General features: G+C 50.6%; 18 protein-coding genes. 5 read left to right on the top strand and 13 right to left on the bottom strand.

Features of this window, described 5'->3' with window-relative positions:
• Positions 1-78: 78 nt before the first annotated feature.
• Complete coding sequence (locus JQN73_RS03765) at positions 79-1,053, bottom strand: thymidylate synthase (RefSeq protein ID WP_205321827.1); 975 nt, start codon at positions 1,051-1,053, stop codon at positions 79-81.
• Positions 1,054-1,634: 581 nt separating this feature from the next.
• On the opposite strand from JQN73_RS03765, the gene JQN73_RS03760 reads away from it, so the two are divergent.
• A complete protein-coding gene (locus JQN73_RS03760) occupies positions 1,635-2,192 on the top strand; it encodes a polymer-forming cytoskeletal protein (protein WP_205321826.1) in 558 nt (185 codons plus the stop codon).
• Between the two features lie 304 nt (positions 2,193-2,496).
• Complete coding sequence (gene purU, locus JQN73_RS03755) at positions 2,497-3,366, top strand: formyltetrahydrofolate deformylase (RefSeq protein ID WP_205323162.1); 870 nt, start codon at positions 2,497-2,499, stop codon at positions 3,364-3,366.
• A gap of 173 nt (positions 3,367-3,539) precedes the next feature.
• Here purU and JQN73_RS03750 read toward each other — a convergent pair whose 3' ends face one another.
• The 4 genes from JQN73_RS03750 to JQN73_RS03735 form a co-directional block, all read right to left on the bottom strand.
• Entirely contained in the window at positions 3,540-3,968 is a 429-nt protein-coding gene (locus JQN73_RS03750; protein WP_240162415.1) for a copper-binding protein, read from the bottom strand.
• Between the two features lie 199 nt (positions 3,969-4,167).
• The gene (locus tag JQN73_RS03745; protein ID WP_205321825.1) at positions 4,168-4,671 is read right to left on the bottom strand and encodes a plastocyanin/azurin family copper-binding protein; all 504 of its coding nucleotides are present in this window, start codon (positions 4,669-4,671) and stop codon (positions 4,168-4,170) included.
• An 81-nt stretch (positions 4,672-4,752) separates the two neighbouring features.
• Positions 4,753-5,160: a Cu(I)-responsive transcriptional regulator gene (gene cueR / locus JQN73_RS03740; RefSeq protein ID WP_205323160.1), complete on the bottom strand. Its 408-nt coding sequence runs from the start codon at positions 5,158-5,160 to the stop codon at positions 4,753-4,755.
• Positions 5,161-5,164: 4 nt separating this feature from the next.
• On the bottom strand, positions 5,165-7,717 hold the full coding sequence (locus JQN73_RS03735; protein WP_205321824.1) for a heavy metal translocating P-type ATPase: 2,553 nt from the start codon (positions 7,715-7,717) through the stop codon (positions 5,165-5,167).
• 253 nt (positions 7,718-7,970) lie between these two features.
• On the opposite strand from JQN73_RS03735, the gene JQN73_RS03730 reads away from it, so the two are divergent.
• Positions 7,971-8,168 carry a heavy-metal-associated domain-containing protein gene (locus tag JQN73_RS03730; RefSeq protein WP_205321823.1) on the top strand — a complete coding sequence of 66 codons (198 nt, stop codon included), beginning with the start codon at positions 7,971-7,973 and terminating at the stop codon, positions 8,166-8,168.
• A 166-nt stretch (positions 8,169-8,334) separates the two neighbouring features.
• Here the strand turns inward: JQN73_RS03730 and JQN73_RS03725 are convergent, their stop codons facing one another.
• The 3 genes from JQN73_RS03725 to yjgA form a co-directional block, all read right to left on the bottom strand.
• Complete coding sequence (locus JQN73_RS03725) at positions 8,335-9,006, bottom strand: alpha/beta hydrolase (protein ID WP_205321822.1); 672 nt, start codon at positions 9,004-9,006, stop codon at positions 8,335-8,337.
• A gap of 214 nt (positions 9,007-9,220) precedes the next feature.
• Positions 9,221-9,910 (bottom strand): molybdopterin adenylyltransferase, encoded by a 690-nt coding sequence (gene mog / locus JQN73_RS03720; RefSeq protein ID WP_240162414.1) that lies wholly within the window; start codon positions 9,908-9,910, stop codon positions 9,221-9,223.
• Positions 9,888-10,487: a ribosome biogenesis factor YjgA gene (gene yjgA, locus JQN73_RS03715; protein WP_205321821.1), complete on the bottom strand. Its 600-nt coding sequence runs from the start codon at positions 10,485-10,487 to the stop codon at positions 9,888-9,890. Before yjgA ends, mog begins: the two co-directional genes overlap by 23 nt.
• A 482-nt stretch (positions 10,488-10,969) precedes the next feature.
• Here yjgA and pmbA point away from each other — a divergent pair, with 482 nt between their 5' ends.
• Together pmbA and JQN73_RS03705 are read left to right on the top strand one after the other, a co-directional pair.
• The gene (pmbA, locus tag JQN73_RS03710; RefSeq protein WP_205321820.1) at positions 10,970-12,334 is read left to right on the top strand and encodes a metalloprotease PmbA; all 1,365 of its coding nucleotides are present in this window, start codon (positions 10,970-10,972) and stop codon (positions 12,332-12,334) included.
• Between the two features lie 272 nt (positions 12,335-12,606).
• A complete protein-coding gene (locus JQN73_RS03705; RefSeq protein ID WP_205321819.1) occupies positions 12,607-12,789 on the top strand; it encodes a hypothetical protein in 183 nt (60 codons plus the stop codon).
• Between the two features lie 50 nt (positions 12,790-12,839).
• On the opposite strand, the gene JQN73_RS03700 is transcribed toward JQN73_RS03705, so the two are convergent.
• The 5 genes from JQN73_RS03700 to JQN73_RS03680 all read right to left on the bottom strand — a co-directional run bounded on the left by JQN73_RS03700 (position 12,840) and on the right by JQN73_RS03680 (position 17,553).
• Positions 12,840-13,553 (bottom strand): ABC transporter ATP-binding protein, encoded by a 714-nt coding sequence (locus JQN73_RS03700; protein ID WP_205321818.1) that lies wholly within the window; start codon positions 13,551-13,553, stop codon positions 12,840-12,842.
• Positions 13,550-14,311, bottom strand: coding sequence for an ABC transporter ATP-binding protein (locus JQN73_RS03695; protein ID WP_205321817.1), 762 nt, complete (start codon positions 14,309-14,311; stop codon positions 13,550-13,552). Before JQN73_RS03695 ends, JQN73_RS03700 begins: the two co-directional genes overlap by 4 nt.
• A complete protein-coding gene (locus tag JQN73_RS03690; protein ID WP_205321816.1) occupies positions 14,311-15,201 on the bottom strand; it encodes a branched-chain amino acid ABC transporter permease in 891 nt (296 codons plus the stop codon). The genes JQN73_RS03695 and JQN73_RS03690 overlap by 1 nt, the downstream gene beginning before the upstream one ends.
• A gap of 3 nt (positions 15,202-15,204) precedes the next feature.
• The gene (locus tag JQN73_RS03685; protein WP_205321815.1) at positions 15,205-16,086 is read right to left on the bottom strand and encodes a branched-chain amino acid ABC transporter permease; all 882 of its coding nucleotides are present in this window, start codon (positions 16,084-16,086) and stop codon (positions 15,205-15,207) included.
• Positions 16,087-16,395: 309 nt separating this feature from the next.
• A complete protein-coding gene (locus tag JQN73_RS03680) occupies positions 16,396-17,553 on the bottom strand; it encodes an ABC transporter substrate-binding protein (RefSeq protein ID WP_205321814.1) in 1,158 nt (385 codons plus the stop codon).
• Positions 17,554-17,711: the final 158 nt, after the last annotated feature.

Here is a 17,711-nt window from a genome sequence, read left to right as displayed (position 1 = left end):
AATAAGAGTGGTGGCTCGTGGCGGCTCGTGGCGGTAGGTGGTGGTCGCGAATACCGCCACCTTATTTTTAAGGCTGCTTTAAACCGCCATGGGCGCTGTCAGCGCAGGGTGATGCTCATAATTTTCCAATGAAAAATCACCCGGTTCGATTTTTTCCAGCCACTCTGGTTCGTACTTTCCTGTTTTTGCAAAGTCAGGAATGCGATCCGATATCAGCAAACGTGGGGCGGCGTGGGGCGCGCGTTGGAGTTGTTCTTCAAGCATGCTTAAATGATTCTCGTAGATATGCGCATCGCCAATAAAATAAGTAAACCAGCGCGGCGTATATCCGGTCAGCCGTCCTACCAGATGCAGCAAGGCGGCTGCTTCGGCGAGATTGAATGGCGTGCCCAGTCCGATGTCATTACTGCGTATGTAAAGGCAGAGCGAAATTTCTTTGGTCGCCGCATTGGGCAGGAATTGATATAAAAGGTGGCATGCGGGAAGGGCTATGGCATCAAGCTCGGCACAATTCCACCCGTGAAATAATATCCGTCGACTGCCAGGATTTTCCATGATCGTATCCAGGCATTCGCGCAATTGATCGATGGCTTTATATAAAAGCACTTTTTCTTTCCCGTCATCTTGCAAAGAGGATATCAACTGATAACCTCTTTGCTGCGCATCTGCGATCTGACCTAACTCAGTTTTTTCCAAAAGCTTGTAGGCTGGCCACGCACGCCACTGGACGCCATAAACCGGACCGAGGTCATCCTCTCCCAAGCGATACGGATTGGCACGCCATGCAGCGTTTTCATTGGCATTCTGGTCCCACACCTTGCATCCCAATGCGCGAAAGTCAGCGGCACTTCGGGACGCTCTTAAAAACCCCACCAGTTCTCCGACTACGGACTTAAAGGCCAGCCTCTTTGTCGTGACCGCTGGAAAACCTTCCTTTTGCAGGTCAAAACGCATCATCGCGCCGGGCATGCTGATCGTTCTTATTCCCGTACGGTTTTCCTGCCAGCTTCCATTGTCCAGAACCATCTGTACCAGATCGAGGTATTGCTTCATTTAATTTTTTCTCCGGCTTGCTGCACGGCGGATAATGCCGTGTAGCGTGTATTTTATGTGACCGTTAAGTATAGCGACTGAGAGAGTATTCGGCGTACTATGAATACGATGTTTTGAGAAAACCGTTATTCGTAGTTGCATTGCGCGTGCTAGTGGAGCAAAAAAATGGCGTTCGATAGACATAACGGCTTGCATGTCTTCGTAGAATGCATACCATGTTGTGAAGGCAGCGTTCTGGTTGTCTAAATAGAAATTTTGAAGTCAAAACAAAAAATAATAGCGCTAGTTTTTGACACTGTTACAAATGATTAAATCTAAACGTGAACTTTTTAAGAATTATCTGTATCTCAAGCAAGTGTCTTTTGACCAAAATTATTATTTAGGCGTGTTTTTTTGATGACATTTTACAATGTGTCAATTGAACGACTCCAGATAACCTCATCCGATTTACCACGAAGACTACGCGTTCGAGTAACGGCTCGTTAAACGCCGCGCAAACGACGCAGAAGTTCTAATTATTTTTTACCAGTAGGGCACTGCATGCGTAAGGCAGACAGTTTCTACTATTATCAGGAGATTTCATGCTTCGTTCAGAAACGCTTTTTGGTAAGCGCGAAACACCAACACCAAATTCCCCTCTTAGTGCAACCAATAATTTGTCGTCGAATAGCCCATCTACTTTTCCAAAGGCTGGCAATCAAGTGACTTCAACCGCTAATTCCATGCTGTCTACACAACACTCTAATGCTTCCAGCACGACTGAAGGTGGGAGTAAGTTGATCGTCGGGCCGAATATAAAGCTTAAAGGCGTCGAAATTACTGATTGCGATACACTTGTCGTTGAAGGTCGTGTTGAAGCCACCATGAATTCGCGTGTCATTCATATTGCCGAGAAGGGTGCTTTCATCGGCTCTGCGGAAATCGATCTGGCTGAAATTCACGGCGAATTCAATGGCGATCTGACTGTTCGGGAAAAATTGGTCATTTATGCCACCGGCAAGGTTTCAGGGAAGATTCGGTACGGTAAGGTCGTGATTGAAGAAGGCGGTCAACTGATCGGCGAAGTGCAAGTTGGAACGGCTGCTGCTAAAACTGCCCCACCTGCTGCTGTCGCTGCGGTGCCCTCGACCACCGTATAACTGAGCGTCGTGCCACTCTTGACGGTTTATTAAAAGTGTCCGATTTTGCGATTAAAGTTATCGTATTTTCAAGTAGCTAATTTGACGCTAACGCCGTAAGGAACGCGCAGCACGTGCGTGGGACCAACTTATGTCAATGAACTTGCTGGCATTGTAATATTTTAATTGTTGTCTCAAGAACCCGGGCCCTCCTTAAAGTACGCCCGGGTTTTGTTTGTCTGCTGAAGCCGTGCGACAATGGCATCTTTCGCCCAACGCTGAAGTCTTGTCGCTATGGGCTGGTGTGCAACCTAATAAAATAATGATGAGCTACCCAGAATATATTCTTACCTTGTCTTGTGTTGATCAGCGCGGCATTGTCCATCGTGTATCGGGCTTTTTAGCCGAATATGGCTGCAATATCATCGATTCTGCGCAATTCGGTGACGCGCAATCAAGTTTGTTTTTTATGCGCGTGCATTTCGCTTCGGAAAATCCCACTCTTGGCGACGACCTGTTGCGTGACTCTTTTGCCGCCTTGGCGGCGACCATGCAGATGTCGTGGCAACTCAATGATGCCGCGAAGAAACCGCGAATGCTGCTAATGGTTTCCAAAATCGGTCATTGCCTGAACGACTTGTTGTTCAGATACAAGAGCGGTCTGCTGGAGGTAGAAATTCCTGCGATTGTTTCCAATCACACCGATTTTTATCAATTAGCGGCCAGTTACAACATTCCCTTTCACCATCTCCCGCTGGCAAATGGCGCATCTGCGGCCGCTAAATTGGCGCAAGAATCACGCATATTGGAGTTGGTTGAAACCAATAATATTGATTTAGTAGTGTTAGCGCGTTATATGCAAATATTGTCACCTGCTTTATGTACGGCTCTGAAAGGGCGGGCGATCAACATTCATCACTCCTTCCTGCCCAGCTTTAAAGGTGCTAAACCCTATTATCAGGCGCACGACCGTGGCGTGAAGCTGATCGGGGCAACCGCGCACTTCGTGACCGGCGATTTGGACGAGGGCCCGATTATCGAGCAAGATGTCGCCCGGGTCGACCATGCCATGGCACCCGATACGTTGACTGCGATTGGTCGCGACGTGGAGTCCGTGGTACTTGCGCGTGCGGTCAAGTGGTTTGTGGAACATCGGATACTGCTTAACGGCCATAAGACCGTGGTCTTTAAGTAACGGAACTAAGTAACGAATCTTAGTAGCGAAACTAAGTAACGAAACTAAGTGACGAAAGTAAGTAATGAAAGTAAGTAACGAAAGTAAGTAACGAAAGTAAATTTTTTGCCAATAACTTTAAAAAGCTGCTTTTAACGCCAGAAACGGAACGCTTAACGCGCACGTTTTTGGTATCAGGAATTCATTTCCAGGCTTACGATAGTCAACGCGCCATCGCGTTTTCCAATCGAAAATTTCACAGCGTCTCCTGCTTTGAACTGGTGCAACATCTCACTATCGCTCACGTTAAATGTCATCGTCATCGCAGGCATCCCAAAATTGGGTATTTGATCATGCCGCAGTGTGATGGCATTGATTAACGGATCAATTTTGATGATTTCACCATTGACCAGCGGCAGTTCAAAATTTTCATTCGGTTCACTTAATTCCGCTTTGCTATCGATGCTATTCACATTAGTGTTGGCCATGCTGGTTAATGGCACCCCGATAAGGAGGGTGAACGCTATCACCATAAAATTACTTACTAAGTACAAATGTGCCATCGAGGTAACCTTTTCAATAGTGGTGATGTCGGTATGATTTGCGAAGTTGATCGCACTCATGCCGCCGACCGCTCCTTCTGTTGCGACGAATCGTCCGATCTTCGAAAAAATCGATGCGCACGAATTTTAGGACTCGGAGTGGCAGGGTTTCTATGCTCTGTTATTCGAAGAAAATAACATAAAGGTTTTACAGCTCGTTACGAAATCACGGACGACGAAACATGGCTTTCCATTATGTTTTTCCTTTGTTTGCAGTTAGTTACTTGCTGACAATCACGTTCACTTTTCCTTTCATGCCCGCTTCAAAATGACCCGGTTCCAGGCAGGCGAAGTCAACCTTCATTGCTTTGCTGAATTTCCAGATCAAATTTGCAGTTTTGCCCGGTTCGACTGTGATTTGATTCGCCTCTTCGTGTTTCATATCTGGCATCTTGCGCATCAATTGGGCATGTTCGGCGAGTTCTGCAGCGTTACCAATCACCATTTCATGCACCAACTTTCCCTTATTGGCGACCACGAATTTGATCGTCTCGCCCTGTTTCACTGTGACATCCGACGGCGTAAAGCGCATGTCATCTGCCATCTCGATATGAATCGTACGGCTTGCCGCGCCGGCCTTACCCGGTGATCCTGCTGTATCGGTATCGGTTGTTTGGCGATGCTGGGTATCCGCGTGAGAGAGGCTTGGGATTGTTAACGTGCTGATGGTAAACGCACAAACAATAGAAGATAAAAGTAAAGAAGGTAAGAAATTGCGCTTCATGGTGTTCCTGATGGATTTAAAAGAAAGTCAATAAAGTAGCTAATCAATGATCGCTAGCCGGCGTGCGAGTTGAACTGGTCCCTAAGCAAAAGGAGGTACTTGCTGTTGCGCCAATCCATCCAGAATCGGGCACTCGGGTCGAGCATCCCCGTGACAGTTGTTCGCCAGACGTTCCAAAGTTGATTTCATGGCCTGTAGTTCAATAATTTTTTCATTAAGGTCCCGGATGTGTTGCTGCGCCAGCTGTTTAACTTTACTGCTCGGTCGTGATTGATCAAGCCATAATCCGATGAGTGCAGCAATTTGTTTCATTGAAAATCCCAACATCCGGCTCTGTCGGATAAAGCGCAGTAAATGCACGTCGCGTTCACTGTAAAGTCGATAGCCGGCGTCGGTGCGGGCTGCAGGGGGGATCAAGCCGATTTCTTCATAATGGCGAATCATCTTTGCTGAAACGCCCGAAGCGTTTGCCGCCCCGCCGATGTTCATGCGCTCAATGTCCATCCTGACTCCTTTCTGCATTGGAAGGCGATTTACTTTGTTCCGGTTTCCAGCGCCGCAACAGTAAGGCGTTACTCACCACGCTCACGCTGCTGAACGCCATTGCTGCGCCTGCCAGGACCGGGTTTAGCAATCCTAGCGCCGCCAATGGAATACCCACCACATTGTAGAAAAATGCCCAGAACAGGTTTTGTCGGATCTTGTTATATGTACGGCGTGAAATGGCAATGGCGTCAGCGACGAGCGCCGGGTCACCGCGCATCAGGGTGATCGCCGCAGCTTGCATGGCGACATCGGTGCCGGTCGACATGGCCACGCCGACATCAGCCGCAGCTAGCGCTGGTGCATCGTTAACACCATCGCCAACCATCGCCACCACCGCGCCATTTTTCTTGAGTCCTGTGATTGCGCTCGCTTTGTCGGCAGGAAGGATTTCGGCCTGAATGTCAGCAATACCGAGTTTTTTGCCTACCGCGTTCGCGCTGCCCCAGTTGTCGCCACTCAACATGGCAACCCTGATCGAGAGTCGCTGTAACTGTGCGACCGCAATTCTGGCAGAGGGTTTCACGATGTCGCCGAAGGCGAGCAGGCCACGCATAACAGGCTTGGTGCCGACACCCAAAGGCGCACTGGCGAGCCAGGAAATAGTGCGGCCCTCCGCCTCCAGGTTGGCCGCATATTCTGCAAGAGAATCCATCGCAACACCGAGCTCTCGCATCCAGCGCGAGCTGCCCAGAAGGTAGAGTCGATCTTCAATACGCGCTTCGATTCCACGACCGGCGACGCTTCGAACCTCAGTCGCGATTGGGTACGATAGATTCATTGCTGTCGCAGCGGCCATGATAGCGTGGCCCAAAGGATGCTCGCTATTGCGTTGTACCGCGGCAGCTAACGCGAGCAAGTCGGTGTCAAACATCGTGGGATCGGGTTGCTCCTTCTCGGGCGCAGGATTTTTCAGAGAATTTTTGGGTAACGCTTCCCCATTTGCGGCGGTGATTGCGCCGGACTGACAGGTAATCAGTGTTGGGCGACCCAAGGTCAGCGTGCCGGTTTTGTCGAATGCAACAACATTAATCCGATGGGCAATTTCAAGTGCGTGTGCATCCTTTATCAGAATCCCATAGCGTGCCGCCACGCCGGTGCCAACCATGATGGCCGTCGGCGTGGCAAGGCCTAGTGCGCACGGACAGGCAATGACCAGGACTGCTACAGCGTTCAGGATCGCTTGCTCCCAGTTGCCGTTAAACAGACCCCAGCCAAGTAGCGTTACCACCGCAATAAGCAATACCACTGGCACGAACACAGCACTGACCTGATCGACCAGGCGCTGAATCGGTGCCTTTGCGACCTGTGCTTGTTCAACCAGGCGAATGATGCGAGATAAGGACGTTTCGGCTCCGGTCGCGGTGGTGCGAACCAGCAACACGCCTTCGCCATTGATAGCACCGGCACTCACCTGATCGTTTAATTGTTTTGCCACTGGCAAACTTTCGCCGGTCAATAGGGATTCATCAACATGGCTGAAACCTTCCAGTATCTTACCGTCGATGGCGATGCGTTCACCGGCGCGCACAACTACGATATCCTCGACTCGTAAGGCGCTGACGGCAACCTGTTGATCAATGCCGTCACGACGCACCGTTGCGTGGTCTGGACGTAACGCCTGTAAGGCGTGAATCGCATCCACGGTTTGATGTTTGGCACGTGTTTCCAGCCATTTTCCGAGCAGGACCAAGGTCATTACAGCCGCTGACGCTTCAAAATACAGGTGTCCCATGGCAAGCGCATCGGAGGTGAGTAGTTGGTAGAGAGACAAACCAAACGCGGCGCTGGTGCCAAGCGCTACCAATAGGTCCATATTGCCGGTCCAGGCCTTCAGCGCGCGCCATGCCGTGCGATAGAACCTCGCGCCCAACCAGAACTGTACCGGCGTTGCAAAAGCCAATTGCCACCAGCCAGACAGTTCCCAGTGCTGGCCGGTCACCATTAGCAGCATAGGAAGAATTAAAGGTGCGGTGAGCAGGGCGGAAACAGCAACGCGCCACCAACTCGGCCATCCGGCGCTTAAGCTTCGTGAGTTACTAACCGGTATCGGTTGTGCCGAGGGCAATGTAGCCGTGTAGCCAGCCGCTTCAACGGCTTTTATTAATAGTTCAGTTGGTGTTCCATCGACTATCTCAATGGTAGCCAGTTCGGTCGCAAGATTGACAGATGCCGATTGCACGCCATGCACTTTAAGCAACGCTTTTTCTACTCTGCCGACGCAAGAAGCACAACTCATTCCGTCGATTGCAAGCTCGAGTTCCTGTTGTTTAACGTTGTACCCCGCTTTTTCCACGGCGGTAATTAATGTGCTGAAAGCGGTCGCCTGGTCGGAGCTAACGGACGCCATTTCTGTAGCGAGGTTGACGCTGACCTGCTGCACGCCGAGCACCTTGCTTAATGCCTTTTCGACATGGCTGACGCAGGAAGCGCAACTCATCCCTTCAATAGGAAGTTCAAATTCTTTGGAGGTTGCGGTGTTACTGCTGGTGGCGTTGTGCATGTCTGGTCCTGTCTGGACGATGGTCATGACTCAATGATGCACCTTCCCATCATGGCAAGGTCAAGTTTTTTTTAAAAGGTTCTCACAGAGTCGCCCAGCGACCTTGTATTTCCCTGGTCAGTCGCGCTGCTGGCATGATGTCCTGGCTGGGAAAATTGACATGACTGTTCTCGACGCTCTGCACAAAATAAGCTTGACCTTCCCATAATGGGAGGGATTACAGTGAAGATGTTTAAAACAAAGAGAGTTGACGATGATTGAATTTAACGTTCAGGATATGACTTGCGGCCATTGCGTGGGTCGGATCACGAAGGCGATTAATGCATTAGATATTCGGGCCAGGGTGGAGGCAAAGATTGCTGAAAAAAAGGTCTCGATAGAAAGCGAAATGGACGCCGACCAGCTGGCGCAGGCGATACAGGACGCCGGTTATACACCGTTGCCTATTTGATTCGCTGTATTTCGTTGTATTGCAACGCGTTGGGTCGTGTTGGAGGCCGGTTGGCGTATTACGCAAAAAAATGCCATTGAAACAGATAGCCTGATCGGTTATCTGTTTCAATGGCATGGATTTAATTTGCACAGTCCTGGAAAATAGACCGGCGATTACAAAAAGTTTACGACAGTGTGCGACGAAGCCAGCTACCGATGTCGGCGACTTCTTCCGCGCATACCGAATGTTGCATGCGATAGGCATGCCATTCGATTTGATAACCGAGTTGGTTTAATATATCGCGCGACTGCTCCGCCCGGTTGAGGACAACCACTGGATCGGCAGTTCCGTGCGCCATAAAAATGGGGGTGTCCTGATTCGCGCTGGATCGCTCGTTCTCTATTGTGTCGCGCAGTGGCAGGTAGCCCGACAGACACATCAACCCAGCCAATTTCTCCGGATACCGCAAACCGGTTTGTAAGGCCATTGCACAGCCTTGTGAAAATCCGGCAATAACAATTTTATTGGCTGGAACACCGCGCGCAATTTCTTGCGCAATCAGCGCGTTAATCTGCAACTGGGATTTTCTTAGTCCGGCTTCATCTTCACGTTTTACCAGGTCGGGAGTGAAAATGTCATACCAGGCTGGCATCACATGCCCGTTGTTAATCGTCACCGGGATAGTCGGCGCATCGGGAAAAATGAAACGAATGCCAGGACAGCCGCTCAGGTCGAGTTCTTTTACGATTGGCACGAAGTCGGAACCGTCGGCACCGAGGCCATGCATCCAGATAACGCTTGCGGAAGGCGTGGCGGAGGTCGTAATTTCTTGGGTAGGAAGGAGGGTATCGGTCATGGTGCCAAAAATAAGTTGTGCTGATTAATGGAGCTAGAAAGAAGCTAGAAAGGAGCCAGGAAGGGAGCTTAATTAACAGAGGCTCAAAAAGGGAACTTAATCATGCGGCTTGACGGTGCCGCGTAACACCAGAGTTTAGCTAATAAATAACCGGTTGCCGACATAAAGTGTCGTCTTACGGGTTCGGGACACATTAAATTATCGAATGTAATGGCTACGCGGCCGCAGGACGAAGTGCTGATTTTGGCCGGAATACTTTACAAATCGTTGCATTGGTCTCAATGTAAGGACCGCCGATCAGATCGATGCAGTAAGGGATTGCAGAGAATATGCCAGAAACTTTTTGTTCCCCGTTAGCATCCTTCAAACCTTCCAGCGTTTCTTTGATCGATTTAGGCTGACCTGGCAAGTTCAGAATCAGCGCGGCGTGAGCGTCAATTTCGCGGATTACAGCGACCTGACGCGACAAAATCGCCGTCGGAACAAATTGCAAGCTGATTTGACGCATCTGTTCGCCAAAACCGGGCATTTCCTTGGAGGCTACTTTAAGCGTGGCTTCGGGTGTGACGTCACGGCGCGACGGACCTGTCCCGCCCGTGGTCAGGACCAGATCACAACGAAATTGGTCTACCAATTCGATCAAGGTCTGTTCGATGACAGTCTGCTCATCTGCAATCAGGCGGGTTTCTGTCTCCCACGGACTCGTAAGCGTAGCGGCGAACCAGTCTTGCAAGGCAGGAATTCCCTGATCCTGATACACACCTGCGCTGGCACGATCCGAAATCGACACCAGTCCAATCTTAAGGCGGCGATTTCCTGCGCCAACATTCAAGCTGGTCGATGTTGCTGGCGTACCCGCCGCTATGCTGGCGGCAGCGTTATCAGAAGTCGTCGCGCTCATCATCTTCGTCGCCAATTTCCGATTCGCCGTCATCTGCGTTTGGTTTTTGCAACTGTTTGAGCAATTGGAATATCTCGCGATAAGCCTTTGGCGGTTTGTTTTCTGCTTGCTCTTTGCGCGCATTCCGAATCAGGGTGCGCGTGTGCTGCACGTCAAGATCGGGGTGCTGCGCGAGCAGCGTAGTCAAGGCACCGTCGTCTTTTAACAAGCGATCGCGATGGCGTTCCAGGGCATGCATGGCTGCGGTGTCTGATTTTGACAAGCCTCTCCAGCTATCCAATGTTTTCTGGATATCGGCAATCTCGTGTTCTTCCAGCGTTCGCATCTTCTTGCCGACATATTGAGTCTGGCGGCGGCGGCCTTCATGATCCTTGATTTGCTGACAAATGAGGATGGCTTCACGCACATCTTCCGGCATCGGAACGCGCTTGACGCGGTCCCGCGATTCAGCGATTAGCTCTTCGCCCAATTTCTGAAGCGCAGTCATTTCACGTTTCAGCTGGGACTTGGATGGACGGTCGTATTCTTGTTCGAACTCGGTGGACTGGAAGCCACAGGAGCCGCGATTTGGATTTGGCATGATTGTAGGGGTGAAACCATTCTCTTTAAACGATTGCTATGATAACCGTTTTAGCCTTCCTCCTGTCGCTCATTCGCCATTTCGGTTGCGATCGGCATACCATAAATTTGCGTTAAGCCATTGAATTTTTAAGAAAATAGCTAAAATTGCCCCAGCTCGCGCCAGTTAATGGGGCGAAATTACGCAGCAGCGCGAGGTTGGAGCGCGAATATAAGGTATAGATCAGCGGCAAGATTCAGGTTCTGCGGTGGCCGCAGGTCGGCACGGGAAAATGTTGTAAATTAATAACAAAAATCCCGTTCGAAGAGTGTTTGATAACTTTGCATTAACGTAACGCCGTAACGCTGAAATTCGAATAGGGAGATTTCGTCCTTTGGAGCGAGCAGCTTAGTTATCGGAAAGAGTGGGTTAAACTGTGGCATGAACGCGGCGAAATTTTTTAAGATTTCTGTCCCTACCCTAACAATAAAGAAAACCAGCATATGAGCGAATCCGTATTTCTCCATACTCAGGATCAGTTACAACAGCTTGCACAGGACGTTTTGCGCTATGCCCGCGAGAAGGGTGCTTCTAACGCTGCCGTTGATATCAGCGAAGGTAGCGGCCTCTCGGTTGGTGTGCGCAAGGGCGGAATCGAGACGATCGAGCAAAATAAAGACAAAGGCATGGGTGTGACCGTGTATTTGGGCGAAGAAGGTCATACGCGACGTGGCAATGCGAGTACTTCAGACTTTTCGGCGCAGTCATTAAAAGATACCGTCGATGCGGCGTACAACATCGCACGCTTTACCGCAGAAGATGATTGCGCTGGCCTGCCCGACGCAGACATGCTGGAAATGCAGCCGCGTGACCTGAAATTATGCACACCATGGTCAATTTCGGCTGAAGAGGCGGTGGAATTGGCGAAGCGCTGCGAAGCTGCGGCGTTTGCTGTCGACAAGCGGATTACGAATAGCGAAGGGGCCGGTGTTTATGCCCAGCAATCGCATTTTGTGAGCGCTAACTCGCGCGGGTTTATGGGGGGATATCCGTTTTCACGGCATACGCTTTCGGTCTCGCCGATTGCAGGCAAGGGCGGGAAAATGCAACGCGACAGCTGGTACTCATCGGTGCGTGATCCTAAGAAATTAGCTAAGCCGGAAGCGATCGGTCGCTACGCTGCGGAGCGTGCCCTGGCACGTTTGAATGCTCGTCAACTCGATACCCGTAAATGTCCAGTGTTGTTTGAGGCGCCGCTGGCTTCGGGTTTGTTGGGCGCTTTTGTGCAGGCCGTATCGGGTGGTGCGTTGTATCGCAAGTCGACTTTTTTGCTGGATACGTTGGGTAAATCGGTTTTTGCTTCGCATATTCAGATCGTTGAAGATCCGCATATTATCGGTGCAGTCAGTTCGGCCCCGTTCGATGATGAGGGTGTGAAGACGCAGCGTCGTGAGGTGGTGAAGGATGGCGTTGTTCAGGGATATTTCTTGTCGACTTATTCTGCGCGTAAGCTGGGCATGACGACTACCGGGAATGCGGGCGGTTCGCATAATTTGGCGTTGACTTCTTCGTTGACTGTGGCGGGCGATAACTTTAAGGCGATGCTGAAGAAGCTGCATACCGGATTGTTGGTGACTGAGTTGATGGGGTCCGGGGTAAATTATGTTACTGGTGATTATTCTCGGGGGGCGTCGGGATATTGGGTGGAGAATGGGGTGATTCAGTATCCGGTTGAGGAGATTACGATTGCTGGGAATATGAAGGATATGTTGGCGCAGATTGTGGCTATTGGGGCTGATACGTTGACTCGGGGGAGTAGTTTGACTGGGTCGATTTTGATTGAGAGTATGACGGTGGCCGGGAATTAGATTTTATTGTGATTGAATCCGATGGTCGAAGGTTCACTTCAACTTCAACTTCAACTGCTTTGTGTGCTTTGGGGCGTGGTTGTATTTTGGATTTTCTGCTCCGTGGGGGCTTGTCGAAGGTAGCCCGACAGCTAGTGTCTTTTTCTTGCTCGGCTCGGCGCCCCCGCCAGGAAAAAGGCACCAAAAAGAAGGCGACCGCAGTGATGCTGCCCTTCGGGTTCCCAAGCGTTTCAGCCGCCAGTCGGTTGAAAGACCAACTGCTACGCTCAAACATGTCTTCCAGCAATTCCCGACTGGTGGCTGAAATGCTTGGCAGCTTCAATGTCGGGCAGGTCAAAAATCTACTGCAACTGCAACTGCAACTGCAACTGCAACTGCAACTGCAACTGCAACTGCAACTGCAACTGCGACCCAATCCACTTGTTTTACTGCGGAGTGGTTCGAGCGGGCCTTAAATAAAATTATTAGGGCATTTCTGCCGTTTAATTTTCCGCTGGTTTTTTGTCTAGCCGCCTAAGTAGGCTTCTAGTACTTTTGGGTTGTTTAGCAAATTGGTACCGGTGTCGGCTAGTACGATCTTTCCGGTTTCAAGTACGTAGCCGCGTTGGGCGATGCGTAGGGCTTGGCGGACGTTTTGTTCTACCAGCAGGATGGTAAGGCCGGTGCGGTTGATTTCCTGGACTATGCGGAAAATCTCCTGGATCATCAGTGGCGCTAATCCCATTGATGGCTCGTCTAGCAGGAGGACGCGGGGCTTTGCCATTAAGGCGCGGCCGATGGCTAACATTTGTTGTTCACCGCCGGAGAGGTTGCCTGCCAGGCCTTCTTTGCGTTGTTGCAGGACCGGGAACAGGGAATAGATCCATTCCAGATCTTTTGCTACCTGGGCTTTGTCGCTGCGGGTGTAGGCACCTAGGGCTAAATTTTCTGCGATGGTGAGTGTGGTTAAGATGGCGCGGCCTTCTGCTACCTGTACTATGCCGCTCTGTACGATTTTGTGAGGAGACAGCTGAGTGAGGTCGCGATCTTCCAGCAATACTTTGCCTCTGGTCGGTTTTAGCAGGCCTGATATCGCTAGCAGGGCAGTGCTTTTTCCCGCGCCATTGGCACCGACCAGGGCGGTGATTTCACCTTCATTAAGGGTGAGGTTAATCCCTTTTACCGCTTCAATATGACCGTACGAAACCGCCAGGTCCCGAACACTTAAGATTGGCTTCATTCTGCTTCTTCCTTGCCCAGATAAGCTTCAATCACTTCCTGGTTATTCTTGATCTGATCCGGCGTGCCTTCCGCGATGATGCGGCCGAAATTGAGGACGGCTATGCGGTCACATAAGCCCATCACAAAGCGCATGTCGTGTTCGATCATGAAGATGCTGAAACCGCGCTCCTTGATGTTAAGGATTTCTCGCATCAGCTCAGTTTTTTCCGATGGATTCATCCCGGCGACGGGTTCATCCAGCAATAACAATTTGGGCTTGGTGGCGAGGGCGCGGGCAAATTCAAGCTTGCGTTGTTCGCCGTACGATAAGCTATCTGCCAGCAGGTGAGCCTTATGATCAAGGCGCACCCATGATAATAATTCCAGTGCGCGTTCGCGCGCGTTTGCTTCAATTTTGCGATAGCCAGGAAGATTTAACAGCAAGCCGGCTAAGCCATAATTCATATGATCGTGCATGCCGACCACGACGTTTTCCAACAGCGTCATTTCCTTGAATACGCGAATATTCTGGAAGGTACGGGCGATACCGCGTTCAGTAATTTTATGCGGCGCCACTTTGCCGATATCCTCACCATTAAAAGAAATGCTGCCGCCTGATGCGCGAAGCAAGCCGGTGATGAGATTGAAGACGGTGGTTTTTCCGGCACCGTTCGGGCCAATCAAGCCAAAAATTCCGCCTTGTGGGACAATTAAATTGACGTCTTGTAATACGTGCAGACCACCAAAGTTTTTGCTGATATTGTTGAGTTGAAGCATCAGCTCACCTTTCCTGTCGGCTGGGTTTTCTTATCTGTTTTGGAGAATATATTACGGATGCGGCGTGGATCCCAAATTCCCTTTGGCAGGTACAAAATGACCAGTACCAAAATGATGCCGTTCGCTGCTAACCGGAAGTCTTTGAAATGACGCAATACTTCTGGCAACAAGGTCAATAACGTGGCGCCGATAGTCGGGCCGATCAAATTGCTGGTGCCACCGAAAACTGCCATGGTGAGAATATCGACGGCGTTTTCAAAGGCGTAGTTTCCTGGCCCTATCGTAAAGGTGTAATGCGCATTAAGAGCCCCCGCGACGCCTGCGATGGTCGCACCGATGACAAACGCAAGCAATTTATAGCCAGCAACGTTCACGCCCATCAAACGGGCGGCAATTTCATCTTCTTTGATTGCTTCAAACGCTCGGCCGATTTTGGAGCGCCTGATGCGCGCCAATATGTACAGGGTGACTCCGAGCAGCAATACGATGTGCCACCATTCAGTCGTCGGCGGAATACCGTTCAATCCCATCGGTCCACCCGTGATGTCCATGTTCAGTACAACTACCCGGACCACTTCTCCAAAACCTAGCGTGGCCATCGCCAGATACACGCCAGACAGGCGTAGCGTCGGAATACCAATGATTAGCGCTACCAGTGCTGGTAAAGCGCCGCCAACCGCCAGTGCTACCGGAAATGGCAGGCCGGTGTTCATACTGATTAGCGCTGCGGCGTAAGCGCCGATGCCCATGAACGCGGCATTTGCCAGCGATAATAGCCCGCACGATAGCGTGACATAAATTGACAAGGCCAGCATGGCGTTGACGCCAATACTGAAAACGACGGTGTTATAGGTTGCCCAAAATCCGTCCCACCATTCCATGAATCCCATCTGTTACGCCTTTCTTTCCAGCACTTTGCCGAACATGCCTGATGGCCTGACGAGCAAGATCAAAAACAGTAAGCCGAATCCGACCGCATCGCGGAAATCGCTCGACAAATAGGCGACTGTCAGTACTTCTGCAAAACCGAGAAACAGACCAGCGATCATTGCACCGCGAATATCGCCCATGCCGCCTAAAATGATGACGGCAATGCCTTTATGTAGCATTGGCTGGCCCATGAATGGGGTGATCGCATTAAACGACAGGCCGACTAATACGCCAGCCGCGCCACCTAACGCCGCAGCGGCAAACGAAGTCAGATAAAACAAACCTTCCACATTGATGCCCAGCAGATAGGCTGCTTTTGGCGATTCCGCGATGGCGCGTAAAGCCCGTCCCAGTTGGGTACGACGCATGACGCCTAACAATATCAGCATCAGAACAAATGAAACCAGAACGATGCCAATTTGTACCGCGGTCACATGTACGCTGCCGAACGTATAGCTATCTTCAGGAATAGTGCCAGTTGGGAAGCGTTTGTTTTCAGCGCCGAACAAACCTTGTGCCAGATTTGTCAAAATAATGGCGACGCCGATGGTCGCGATCATGGGGGCCAGATGCGGTGCGTTGCGCTTGCGCAGTGGGCGCAGCACAACGTAGTCGACGATCAGCCCAATCAGGCCAGAGGCTAACATCGCCAACAACATCGCGAGCCAGAGCGGCAGAGCAAGTTGTTCGACCAACATCAGCGCGACGTAACTGCCAAGCATAAAAATCGCGCCATGGGATAAATTGATGACGCCGAGTACGCCAAAGACCAGTGTGAAACCTAGCGCGAAGAGCGCGTAGACACTACCGAGCGACAGAGCGTTAATAAGTTGTTGTTCAAGCATAGGGAACTCTTTATAAACCAGCCAGCGAAGAAGCAAAATTAAAGCAAAAACCGAGAACACAAACCGAAATGTCAAAAACTAAAGCGAAAGGCACGCCGATGGTTTGTCGGTGTGCCCTAGCGTTATTTCGTCAGTCGGTTTGCTGTGAATCTTTATGACCAGTGCCTGTGGGAATTGCAAACCGCGCAAATCTCGATCAGGAAAATCATGCCAGCCAGATCGATATCGCGTCGGTTTCTCAAACCCCTCACAACTAGCTGTATTGACTAGCTGTATTAACTAGCTGTATTAACTAGCGTGTTACGACTCTTACTTCATCAGAACGAATTTTCCACCTTCAGCAATATTCACAATTGCTTCCTGGTGGGCGTCATAGCCAACCGCTTTGCCGCCCGATTCCGGTGCTTTGCGGAACGCGAAATTGCCAGTTGCTCCTGCGATCTTGACTGCTGGCAGCGCATCGCGCAGCGCGATCCGATCAGCTGGCAAAGCGCCGGTGAATTTTACTGTTTTCAATGCCGCGGCAACGATATACAACGCGTCATAAGCTTGCGCAGCAAACTGATCTGGCTCCGTGCCGAATTTGGCTTTATAGGCAGTCATGAACGCCTTATTGGCTGGCGTCGTGTTTTCTGCCGACCAAGGGCTGCCCATGATGGTGCCATCACCGGCGCCTTTGGCAATTTCAAAAAGCTTCGGAGAGTTCAAGCCATTTCCGCCGATGAACGGTTGTTTCATGCCAAGCGTGCGGGTTTGCAAAATGATATTCGCTGCTTCTTCAGTCAGGCAAGAACAGACGATAGCGTCTGGATTGGATGCTTTGATTTTAGTAAGCTGCGCCTTGAAATCAACGTCGCCCTTAGCGTAGGACTCAGTCGTCGTTACGGGGATTTTTTGCTCGGCGAGGGTGGCTTTGAATACGTCGTAACCGCTCTTTGTGAACGCATCATCATTGCCATAAATAACGGCAACCTTCTTGATGCCGAAATGTTTGACTGCTGCACGTGTGGTTACTGGCAGGACGTCGGCTTCCATGACTGAGTTACGGAAGGTGAACGGTCCCATTGCCGTGATGCCGTCAGCGGTGTTACTGGTGCCGAAAGCGACAACCTTGGCGGCATTGGCGATCGGATCGGCAGCGAACGCGGAATTAGACAGGGTAGGGCCGAAAACCAGCAATGCCTTGTCCTGGAAGATGAGTTTTTTGAAGGCGTTGATGGCATCTTCTTTTTTACCTTGCTCGTCTTCTATGACCAACAATAGCTGGTTGCCATTAACGCCGCCTTTGGCATTGACTTCTTCCGTCGCCAGCGTGAAGCCGTTTTTGATGGCCACGCCGTATTTGGCCGCCGGACCGGTCAACGCCGCTGCAAGGCCGAGTTTGATTTCGGCTGCCAGTGCGGATTGTGCTAATGTCGCGCTGAACACCAGCACGGTTAATGTTTTCAACATCGTATTCAGTTTCATCTTTGAACTCTCCGGGTTGCTATTAATATTTGTAGTAATGACACGCACACAGGTAGATTGTTAGCGACGCATTGACGTATTCATCCGATTGACAGTTAGTCGATGGAATGGAGCGATCAATAGCGAGGCAGGGATTGACACTGTTTGTCTGGCATTGC

The organism is Glaciimonas sp. PAMC28666, assembly GCF_016917355.1.
In the GTDB taxonomy this organism is placed as follows: domain Bacteria; phylum Pseudomonadota; class Gammaproteobacteria; order Burkholderiales; family Burkholderiaceae_D; genus Glaciimonas.
The sequence above is the reverse complement of the archived record's forward strand: the minus strand, read 5'-3'. Positions and strand labels throughout refer to the sequence as shown.